The following is a 9,729-nucleotide window of genomic DNA, read 5'->3' as shown; positions in this document are numbered from 1 at the left end:
AGTTGGGCGGCGCAAGCCGCGTCAACGAAGTGCGGATAAATCCAATGCTCAACTTTGAGCAGATTTTATGGAACAGTCATCCGTATGCCCGTCCAGGCGCACATGATCGATGCCCGCGGCCGCCAGCGCCAGGCCGATCCGCTGCACGGCCTCCTGCAGGTCCGCACCGATCACATCCTCGTCCAGGCCGAAGAGCACCTTCTCGGATAGGCCCAGCTCCCAGCCGTTCTCGGTATGCTTGAATCCCTGCGACTCCAGCGCCTGGACTTGCTTTGGGGTGAGCTTGGGAGCGGGCACTGTCTGGCAGGCGGCAAGGGCAAAGGTGATGGCGACCAAGGTGGCAGCCATGCCCCGGCTGCCAGTGACTCGCAAGTTCGATGGCACCCCATGATTATTTCTCATTGTCTTTGCACTCGGGCCCGGGTACGGATACGGGCTCTCCCAGGCGCGGCTCCGCGCTCTCCCAGCCGCCTCCCGACCTGCGCTTGGCCTGGTACATGGCCTCGTCCGCTGTCTGCATCAGGGTGGCGGCAGTCTGCGCATGCAGCGGAAACACGGACAACCCGATGCTGAGCGACGCCCCGATGCTGGTGCCGCTCGACAGTTGCACCGGGTCCTTCATGCGAAGCAGGATATGCTCCGCGACGTGGACGATGTCGGAAGGCTTGCGCAGCGAGGTCAGCAGTACCGCGAACTCATCGCCGCCGAGCCTGGCGACCAGGTCGCCCTCCCGCACGCAGGAACGGATGCGCCGGGCAATGTCGGACAACACCTCGTCCCCGGCGGCATGGCCGAAAGTGTCGTTGATCTCCTTGAACGCGTCGCTATCCAGGTAGAGCACGCCGGCAAATCCCTTGGAGGTGCCGGCAAAGCGCACAGCCCGATGCAGCGCATCCTCGAACGCCGCCCGGTTGAGCAGGCCGGTCAGGCTGTCGTGGCTGGCGCGGTGCGCCAGCGACCTGTTCTCGTGCTGGAGCTGGTTCTGCCAGGTCTCCAGTTCGTCGAGCAGGCCGTTGAAATCCTCGCCGAGCGCATTGAGCTCGGCAATGTGGGCTGGCGGCGTGCGCTGGTCGAAGGCGCGCTCCGAACGCACGGCATGGGCCACACGCATGAGGTTGCGCACCGGCTCGATGATGTGGACCAGCATGCGGCTCGACATGTAGTGCGCGCTGACCGCGGTGAGCAGCAGGCAAGCCAGCACCCCCAGCAGCCCGCTCAGCACAAAGCGCAAGAGGTTGCCCGTGTCGGCCGTCAGGCGCACGGTGCCCACCGCCTGCGTTTCATGCAGTATCTCCTGCTCCACGGGACCGAGCGCCATCACGCGGCTGGCCAGGCGCTGCAGGCCGGGAAGCCGCTCGCCGGCCGGGCGCTGCCACTCGGCCAGCAGCCGGTTGTCCTTGTCGTAGACGCGGGCCTGGGCTACCTCCGTCGCGGCAATCGCCACCAGCGCCTCGTTGGCGGCCGCCTGGTCGCGGAACACCACCGGCGCTTCCAGCGTGTACGCCACGGAGCGGGCAACCAGGTGCAGGTTGTGGTCGGCATAGACGCGCAGCGCGGCCAGCCCGAGCGCGGTCAGAGAGATGCCCGCCGTGCAGACGGCGATCAGCGCCACGCTGAGATGGATGCGGCGCAGCGTGTTGTACAGCGTCGGACGCGACCCCCTCGCGTCGGGCCGTAGTGGCAGCTTCATGGCGATGGCCCCCGGCGGCGGCCAAGCTGCAATACGGCCGGATGGATGTGGATGCCGCTGCGGGCAACGGCATCCAGGTTGACGCGGAACGAGACGTGGCCATCGACCACGTTGAGGCAGAACATGCTGCCGATCTCGCACTCGTAGTCCTCTTCCGTGATGACAAGGACCGGGCGCCCGATCAGCTCCGTCGACAGTTTCTTGCGCCGGGCATCCGTCATGGGCCCCAGGTAGACGGAATCGCAACCCGTGGTGGACACGCCATCCTGCAGGTCGATGCGCCTGGATTGCACGGGGCGGCCGGTTGCCAGGACACCGCCCTCCGCAAGCTTGGCGCCGTAGCGGGCCGAGCCGTCCACGCACAGGCGCAGGACTTCCCGCTCGGTTGGCCAGCGCGCATAGCCAAGCAGGCTGAACACCACCCGCGCCACCGCCTCGGAACGCGGGGGGGCCGTGTCCGCCGCAGTGCCCTGCGACTGCGCGCAGAGGATGGCGGCAAGAAGGGCCGGCAGTAAGCGCGGAAGGCGCGAATGCTTGCGGCCGCGGCGCGGGCTGGCTGGAACGGTAGCCGTTTGAAGAGGCAAGTGGTGAGGCCTACCAAGGGACGCATTTGGGGAACATCGCATCGCACAGCAAGCGATACGACCCGACCTGGCTAGCAAGATCAAGCAGGGATTCCAGCCCGGCGCGAACGCCACCGGACAACCTTGCTAGCCCAAACCCTTTAACGGCGCTCCTGCTTTTATATTTACCCCTTATTTCCTGCCCGGCGCTGCCTGTGACGACAAAGGCAGGCCCGCGACCTGCCGCAACATCGCCATGGGGCCGAGCCGCTCGATGGTACGCATCTGTGCCTCATTGCGCACAAAAAACGATCCTGCAAACCCGAGCGTGTTGACCGAGATGCCCTCCACGGACTCCGCCGACCTGGGCACGAGCAGCATCCCAAGCGGCGTGACAAGCAGGTTGTATGGCGCGCACGCCTGCGATTCGCCATCCACGTCGATCACCCGCACGCCAACCGCCTCCAGCAGCGTGTGGTAGCGCTCAAGTGCGGTGCGCGCCAGAACCGGGCCAGGCGCCGCCGACAAAGCCAGCGGCGCGAACGCATGCGAAAACGCCAACCCCGGCACGGTGCCAACGGCGCCATCGATGCGCGCCGCCGCAAGCAGCGGCGCGATGGGCAGCGCCGGGCCTTCGCTGGCAAGCGGCAGTGGCACCAGTTGCAGGTGCTTGTGGCGCTGGCTTGCCCCGGCCGCCGCGCCGCCGTTATAGAAGCCAAGGCCATCGAACTCGGCCATGCAGGTCATCAGCGCCTCGAAATCCGCCAGGTTGAGCAGCGCGTCCTGCGGCGCGAAGCGGCGGGTCACGATCAGCAGGTGATGATCCAGGACGTTGAACTTGTTCAGCAGCGCAATATGGGTCTCGCAGACGTCGGCGACAAACAGGTCCGGGTCGTAGGGAAGGAACGGGTCGGCGCCCGCCTGGTTGCCGGGGACGGCGTTGTCATTCTGGTGCGCGTTGCCCTGGTCCCTGTAGCGGTCCTTGCGCGCAAGGCTGGAAACCTGGCGCACCAGGAAGCGCACGCCGCCATCGTCGATGCCCGCCTGGAAGGTCTCGATCGGGCGCAGCGCGCCGCACTGCAGGGCGTGCTGCGTCTGGCGCACGATGGCCGGCCACAGCGTGCCGGGCTGGAAAGATCGATGTGGCATGGTCAGGCCCAAGGGATGAGGGACTATCGCCGCACTGGCAGCCCAATCTTATCCCTCGGCGGCAGCGCAGGCGGGAAGCGAGGCACTCCTTCCCTTTATTACAATGCGAGGAAGGCCGGCGAGAGTCGCCCGGCGAGTCACCAAGGAAACCCATGAGCGATGCGGAACAACGGCATGCACAGGGCAAGCGCTGGTCCCTTCCCGCTCGCATTTACCTGCTGGGCGCCGTTATCCTCGCCGCGGGCTGGATTGGCGGCGCCCTCATCTATCTATCCGCCGCGAACGATGAGGCCGGCGACCTGGCCTACGGCCCCGGGTGGAAAAGGCAATATGATTTCCAGCTCGAACGCATCGGCGGCAAGGCGGCGGTGCTGGCGGCCGAGTTCTCGCAGTGGTTCTCGGATCTGTGGCACGGGCGGCAACTGGCCTTCACCGTGGCGATCATGTGCACGGCGATCGCAATCCTGTGCTTCTTTGTCGCGCGTGAAATGGCCCTGGACGCGAACCGCGACCACTGAGCGGGATGCGGCGGCAGGCCTTGAAATGTCACCACGCCACCACATCACCACGTCACCGCGTCAATGCGTCACAGCAACGGCAAGCCGGCATTGCGCTTGACCTCGCCCAGCGACAGCATGGACTCCACTGCCGTCACACCGGGCAATGTGCGCAGCACATCGCGCATGAAGATGCCGTAATCCTCCAGGTCCCGCGCGACCACCAGCAGCAGGTAATCGGCGCTGCCCGACACGTTATGGCAGGAGACGATGCGCGGGATTGCCTGGATCTCCCGCTCGAAGCGATCGGAGAGCTCACGGCTGTGCACGCCAAAGCGGACCTGCGTGAACGCCATCAGGCCAAGCCCCAGGGCCTGGCGTGATAGCACGGCGCGATAGGCCTCGATATAGCCATCGGCCTCCAGCCGTTTGAGCCGGCGCGCGCACGGTGTCTCGCTCAGCCCCACGGATTCCGCCACGCTGGCGTTGGTGGCGCGTCCGTCCGCCTGCAGCGCCATCAGGATGGCGCGATCGGTTTTGTCGAGATCCAAAAGAAATACTCCAGGAAATTCTACAAAATTAGCGGATTCCTCCAAATTATATGTGGATATGCGGATAAATCGCCAGAATCCCCTCCGGAATCTGGGTCATGATGTTGCCCTCGACACGGCATGCATCATGGTCTCCCTACATCTCCTCGTCACCTTCATCGGCGCCCTGGCCGTGGTCTACGCGCTACCCGGACCGGACATGGCACTGGTGCTGCAAACCAGCACCGCCCGGGGTGTGCGCCACGGCCTGGCCACCGTCGCCGGCCTGGCCATGGCACGCGCGGCGCATGTCACGCTCTCGGCATGCGGCCTGGCCGCACTGCTGCGCACGGCGCCCTGGCTCTACCAGGGCATCCGCATCACGGGCGGGCTTTACCTGGCTTATGTGGCCATCCAGATCTTCCGCAGCCCGGCCTTCGGGATGGACGCCGGCACCGGCACGGCAGCGCCGCCGGCGCCGCTGCGCGCCTGCGTTGCCAAGGGCGCGCTCAGCAGCATCCTCAACCCCAAGGCCCTGCTCTTTTGCTCCGTGTTGTTGCCGCAGTTCGTGGATCCGCATGGCGCGCCGGTGTGGTCGCAAGTGCTTGAGCTCGGCGTGGTGCTGGTGCTGACCGGCGTTGCATTCGACCTGGCGTGCGTGTTCGGCGCGGTGCGCCTCACCGACTTGCTGCGCCGCAGCCCGCGCGCGCAGACGGCCCAGCGTTGGTCCTTCTCGGCGGCGCTGCTGGCCTTTGCCGCGCGGATTTCCTTCGAATAAAGCTAACCACAGGACGACAGGGTCTCCACGCGTGTGACGTTTTTTGCCCACCGGCAACACGAATCTGGCAAGAAGAGCCCGAGGTGCTAGCCTTACTAGGCAGCCCCGCACGTTGAATCTCCGTGCAGGGCCGCTGATGCATTTCAAGCGGCAAGGCCTATGGACAAGCCCGTCATCATTGCGGTCGACGACGATCCCGAAGTGGTCGAGGCGGTCGCCCGCGACCTGCGCCTGGGCTACGGCGAGCATTTCCAGATCGTGCGTGCCGGTTCGGGCTTGGCGGCACTGGAAGCGGCCAGGCAGCTACGCCTGCAGAACCGCTGCGTCGCCCTCTTACTGGTGGACCAGCGCATGCCGCAAATGAGCGGCATCGAGTTCATGGAACAGGCGATCGCGCTGTTCCCCGACGCCAAGCGGGTGCTTCTCACGGCGTATTCGGATACGGACGTGGCGATCCGCGCGATCAACAAGGTGCGCCTGGACTACTACCTGCTCAAGCCCTGGCACCCGCCGGAACTCAGTTTCTATCCCGTGCTGGACGACCTCCTGGAAGCGTGGCAGGCAGTGTGGCACGGCAGCTTCAAGGGGATCCGCCTGATCGACCATCGCTGGTCGCCGCAGGGCCACGCGCTGCGCGACTTCATGGCGCGCAACCACATTCCTTACCAGCGGCTGGATGTCAGCAGCGGCAGCGAAGCCGAGCTGCTGCTGAGCTCGCTCGATCCGTCCATTCACCAGTTGCCGGTCCTGATCTTCGAAGATGGCACGGCGCTCTCCCGGCCGACCACGGCGCAGGTTGCCGACAAGGTTGGGCTGGCGACGCATTCGACCATGCCGTTCTACGACCTGCTGATCGTGGGCGGGGGCCCGGCCGGGCTGGCGGCGGCGGTGTACGGCGCATCGGAGGGACTGAAGTGCGCCATCATCGAGCACGAGGCGCCTGGCGGACAGGCTGGCACCAGTTCGCGCATCGAGAACTATCTTGGCTTTCCCGCCGGCGTGAGCGGCGCCGAGCTGTCCCGGCGCGCGTTGACCCAGGCGCGGCGATTCGGCGCGGAAATCATCCTCACCCGTTCGGTGGTTGGCTTGCGCGTCGAAGGTCCCTACAAGTTCGTCAGGCTGTCCGATGGCCCGCAGATCAGCTGCCTGGCGCTGGTGGTCGCCAGCGGCGTTGCCTACCGGAAGCTGGAGGTACCCGGCATAGGGCATCTCACGGGCGCCGGGGTGTACTACGGGGGCGGCGGCTACCGAAGCCCTTGCCTGCGCCGGCCAGGATATCTACATCGTCGGCGCCAGCAATTCGGCCGGGCAGGCTGCCATGTTTCTTTCCAAGCACGCGCGCCATGTGGTCATCCTGTGCCGCGGTGCCTCGCTAAGCGCGGGCGTGTCGCGCTACCTGATCGACCAGATCGAAGAGACGCCGAATGTCAGTGTGCGACCGTTCACGGTGATCGACAGCGTGGCCGGCCAGGACCACCTGTCCGAGCTTGCCCTGCGCGATGTCAATACCGGCAGCGTCGAAGCCGTGCCGGCCGCCGCGCTATTCGTCTGCATCGGTGCCCAGCCATGCACCGAATGGCTGGGCACCGTGGTCGCGCGCGACGACCATGGCTTCGTGCTGACGGGGCGCGCCTTGTTCAAGGACGGCAAGCGCCCGGCGAGCTGGCCGCTGGAGCGCGATCCCATGTTCCTGGAAACCAGCGTGCCCGGCATCTTTGCCGCGGGCGACGTGCGTGCCGGCTCGATCAAGCGGGTGGCGGCAGCGGTGGGCGAAGGCGCAACCACCATCCATCTGGTCCATCAATACCTGGCGACCAAATGATCGGCCTCGCAGACCTGCGCCGCCTGCCGTTTCTTGCCGACATCTCGGAGGAGCGCCTGGCCTGGCTGTGCGCCAACCTGGTCGAAGTCACGATGAAAGAAGGCGAGGTGCTGGTCCGCCAGGGCGAATACAGGCCGGTCTTCTCGCTTGTGCTGGCCGGCGAAGTCGCGGCAATGATCCGCTCCGGCGGCCAGCAGATTCCGACGAACCGGTTCGTTGCGCCGAGCTTCTTCGGCGGCGCGTCGCTGCTGTCCGGTGCGCCGGCGCCGGGCACGCTGGTGGCGGTGTGCGACGGGCGGCTGGGCGAGCTGGCGGCACCCGCGTTCCGCGAGCTGCTGGCGGCCTGCGAGCCGTTCAGCCGCCTGATCTTTCGCCACACCATCGACCGCCTGAACCTGCTTGAGTCAACCGCCCGCAACCGCGAGAAGCTCGCCGCGCTGGGCACGCTGGCCGCCGGCCTGGCGCATGAGCTGAATAATCCGGCGGCGGCGCTGGCGCGCACCGCGGATTGCACGCTGGCAGCCCTGGGCGTACTCAAGGACGCCGCGGTGGAACTCAGTCATTGCGCGATTCCCCCGGAAACGTTGAACGCCCTGGATGCACTGAGCGAGCGCAGGCCACCGGGGGGCGCGGCGCAAAGCGCCGGCGCGCTGCAACGCAGCGAGGCGGAAGACGCGCTCGCCAACTGGCTGGCCGAGCATGGCGTGCAGAGGCCTTGGCTCATGGCACCCTGCCTGGTCAAGATGGGGATCGCCCGGGAAGACCTCGCGCCGGCCGCGGCCAGCCTCACCGCGGGGCAGTTCACCGCCGGCATGCACTGGCTGGTGGCGACCATGGACCTGCGTGCGCTGATGGAAGACACGCGGCTCGGCGCGGCGCGCATTTCCGAGATCGTCAGGGCGATGAAGTCCTACTCGTACATGGACCGTGCGCCACAGCAGGAGGTCGACCTGCGGGTCGGCATCGAGGACACCCTGACCATCCTCCACCACAAGCTCAAGCAGGGCGTGAGCGTGAGGCTGGACTTCGATCGCGAGCTGCCCCACGTGGTGGCGTACGGCAGCGAGCTCAACCAGGTGTGGACCAACCTGATCGACAACGCCATCGACGCCATGCAGGGCACGGGGGAAATTGTCGTGCGCACCCGCCGCGAACTCGATTTCGCCGTGGTGGAGATTACCGACAATGGCCCCGGCATCGCGCCGGACGTCATGCCGCATTTGTTCGAGCCGTTCTTTACCACCAAGCCGCAGGGCCAGGGCACGGGCCTTGGCCTCGATATTTCCTACCAGACCGTGGTGAACCGGCATGGCGGCGCGATACACGTCAAGTCGCGTCCTGGCGAGACCACGTTCCAGGTCCGGCTGCCGCTCATGCCGCGAACACCGGCAAACGCGGCCGCCCCCTGATCGCCCGGGAGCCGGAACACCATGGATACCAAGACACAACCCCCACAACCCGCACAATCCGCACCACCCGCGCAACCCGCCGCAACCCGGACCGACACGACCGGCGCGGCCAGGCGGCCCATCGATCAGCAAGTGGTGTTCGTCCTGCAGGGCGGCGGCGCGCTGGGCGCCTTCCAGGCCGGGGTCTACCAGGCGCTGCACGAGGCAGGGGTCGAGCCCGACTGGGCCATCGGCACCTCCATCGGCGCCATCAACGGCTCGATCGTGGCCGGCAACCGGCCCGCGGATCGCTTGCCGCGCCTGAGGCAGTTCTGGGAGCAGGTGGGCCGCCACGGGCCGCTCGAACTAGCCCGCCTGCTCTCGGGCGGTGACAACACGATGTCGAACCTTGCGACCCTCACCCAGGGCATCCCTGGCTTCTTCACGCCAAACCCGGCTGCCTGGTTCGGCACGCGCGTGCCGCTCGGGGTGGAGCGGGCCGGCTTCTATTCGGTCTCGCCACTGCGCGACACCCTGCTCTCGCTGGTGGATTTCGCTTACCTCGGCGAGAAGCACACGAGGCTCACCGTTGGCATGGTCAATGTCCGCAGCGGCAGGATGTGCTACTACACCAACCGGGACACCGCGCTGAGCGTGGAACATCTGCTGGCATCCGCGGCGCTGCCGCCGGGCTTCCCGGCGATCCGGATCGACGGCGAAGCCTACTGGGACGGCGGCATCTGCTCCAACACGCCGATCGAAGCCGTGCTCGACGACTACCCGCGCCGCAGCTCGGTGATCTTCGCTGTGCAGCTGTGGCCGCTGCAAGGCCCGGAGCCCGACACCATCTGGGAAGCCATGGGACGGCAGCGGGATATCCAGTACTCAAGCCGCGCCGAGACCCAGCTGGAGCACCAGCGGCAATTGCACCGGCTACGGCATGTGATCCGCGAACTGGCCAAGCACATTCCCCAGGCGGAGCGCAGCACGGCCGCGGTCGAGGAGCTGCTGGGCTGGGGCTGCCATACCACCATGCACGTGGTCGAGCTCAATGCACCGCCGTTCGGCGGCGAAGACCTCACCAAGGATATCGACTTCAGCGCCGCCGGCATCCAGGCGCGCTGGAACGCCGGCTATGTCCATGGCAAGCAAGCCATCGAAGCCGCGCCCTGGCGCGGCGCGCTCGATCCTATCGAGGGCATTGCCGTGCATGTGCCCCTGGCGCCGGCGTAGGCGCGTTGACACCGCGCCGGCACGATGGCCCGAGATTGAGCGGTCACCAGCAAGGCCGGCGCAGGCGCGCTAAGATGGC

10 protein-coding genes and 1 pseudogene are annotated in these 9,729 nt (G+C 66.7%); 6 read left to right on the top strand and 5 right to left on the bottom strand.

Features of this window, described 5'->3' with window-relative positions; genetic code table 11:
• Positions 1-48: 48 nt before the first annotated feature.
• The 4 genes from ACGLHR_RS37620 to ACGLHR_RS37605 all read right to left on the bottom strand — a co-directional run bounded on the left by ACGLHR_RS37620 (position 49) and on the right by ACGLHR_RS37605 (position 3,402).
• Positions 49-336: a hypothetical protein gene (locus tag ACGLHR_RS37620; RefSeq protein WP_400100418.1), complete on the bottom strand. Its 288-nt coding sequence runs from the start codon at positions 334-336 to the stop codon at positions 49-51.
• 55 nt (positions 337-391) lie between these two features.
• Entirely contained in the window at positions 392-1,690 is a 1,299-nt protein-coding gene (locus ACGLHR_RS37615) for a diguanylate cyclase domain-containing protein (RefSeq protein ID WP_400100416.1), read from the bottom strand.
• Entirely contained in the window at positions 1,687-2,316 is a 630-nt protein-coding gene (locus ACGLHR_RS37610) for a YfiR family protein (RefSeq protein ID WP_400100414.1), read from the bottom strand. Before ACGLHR_RS37610 ends, ACGLHR_RS37615 begins: the two co-directional genes overlap by 4 nt.
• A gap of 129 nt (positions 2,317-2,445) precedes the next feature.
• The gene (locus ACGLHR_RS37605) at positions 2,446-3,402 is read right to left on the bottom strand and encodes a DUF4922 domain-containing protein (protein WP_400100412.1); all 957 of its coding nucleotides are present in this window, start codon (positions 3,400-3,402) and stop codon (positions 2,446-2,448) included.
• A 152-nt stretch (positions 3,403-3,554) separates the two neighbouring features.
• On the opposite strand from ACGLHR_RS37605, the gene ACGLHR_RS37600 reads away from it, so the two are divergent.
• Positions 3,555-3,920 (top strand): hypothetical protein, encoded by a 366-nt coding sequence (locus ACGLHR_RS37600; protein ID WP_400100410.1) that lies wholly within the window; start codon positions 3,555-3,557, stop codon positions 3,918-3,920.
• Positions 3,921-3,988: 68 nt separating this feature from the next.
• Here ACGLHR_RS37600 and ACGLHR_RS37595 read toward each other — a convergent pair whose 3' ends face one another.
• Positions 3,989-4,450 carry an Lrp/AsnC family transcriptional regulator gene (locus ACGLHR_RS37595; RefSeq protein WP_043353252.1) on the bottom strand — a complete coding sequence of 154 codons (462 nt, stop codon included), beginning with the start codon at positions 4,448-4,450 and terminating at the stop codon, positions 3,989-3,991.
• 127 nt (positions 4,451-4,577) lie between these two features.
• On the opposite strand from ACGLHR_RS37595, the gene ACGLHR_RS37590 reads away from it, so the two are divergent.
• From ACGLHR_RS37590 to ACGLHR_RS37570, 5 genes and pseudogenes are all read left to right on the top strand, one after another.
• Entirely contained in the window at positions 4,578-5,207 is a 630-nt protein-coding gene (locus ACGLHR_RS37590) for a LysE family translocator (RefSeq protein WP_400100408.1), read from the top strand.
• A gap of 159 nt (positions 5,208-5,366) precedes the next feature.
• Positions 5,367-6,356, top strand: a pseudogene (locus ACGLHR_RS37585) (response regulator); the annotation flags it as partial.
• Between the two features lie 169 nt (positions 6,357-6,525).
• Positions 6,526-7,029, top strand: coding sequence for an NAD(P)/FAD-dependent oxidoreductase (locus ACGLHR_RS37580; protein WP_400100426.1), 504 nt, complete (start codon positions 6,526-6,528; stop codon positions 7,027-7,029).
• Positions 7,026-8,438, top strand: a complete 1,413-nt coding sequence (locus ACGLHR_RS37575) for an ATP-binding protein (protein WP_400100424.1) — start codon at positions 7,026-7,028, stop codon at positions 8,436-8,438. The genes ACGLHR_RS37580 and ACGLHR_RS37575 overlap by 4 nt, the downstream gene beginning before the upstream one ends.
• Before the next feature lie 21 nt (positions 8,439-8,459).
• Entirely contained in the window at positions 8,460-9,650 is a 1,191-nt protein-coding gene (locus ACGLHR_RS37570; RefSeq protein WP_400100406.1) for a patatin-like phospholipase family protein, read from the top strand.
• The last annotated feature ends 79 nt before the right edge of the window (positions 9,651-9,729 follow it).

This window comes from Cupriavidus sp. CuC1, assembly GCF_044627735.1.
Lineage (GTDB): Bacteria > Pseudomonadota > Gammaproteobacteria > Burkholderiales > Burkholderiaceae > Cupriavidus > Cupriavidus ulmosensis.
This window is presented reverse-complemented; position numbering and strand designations above follow the sequence as displayed.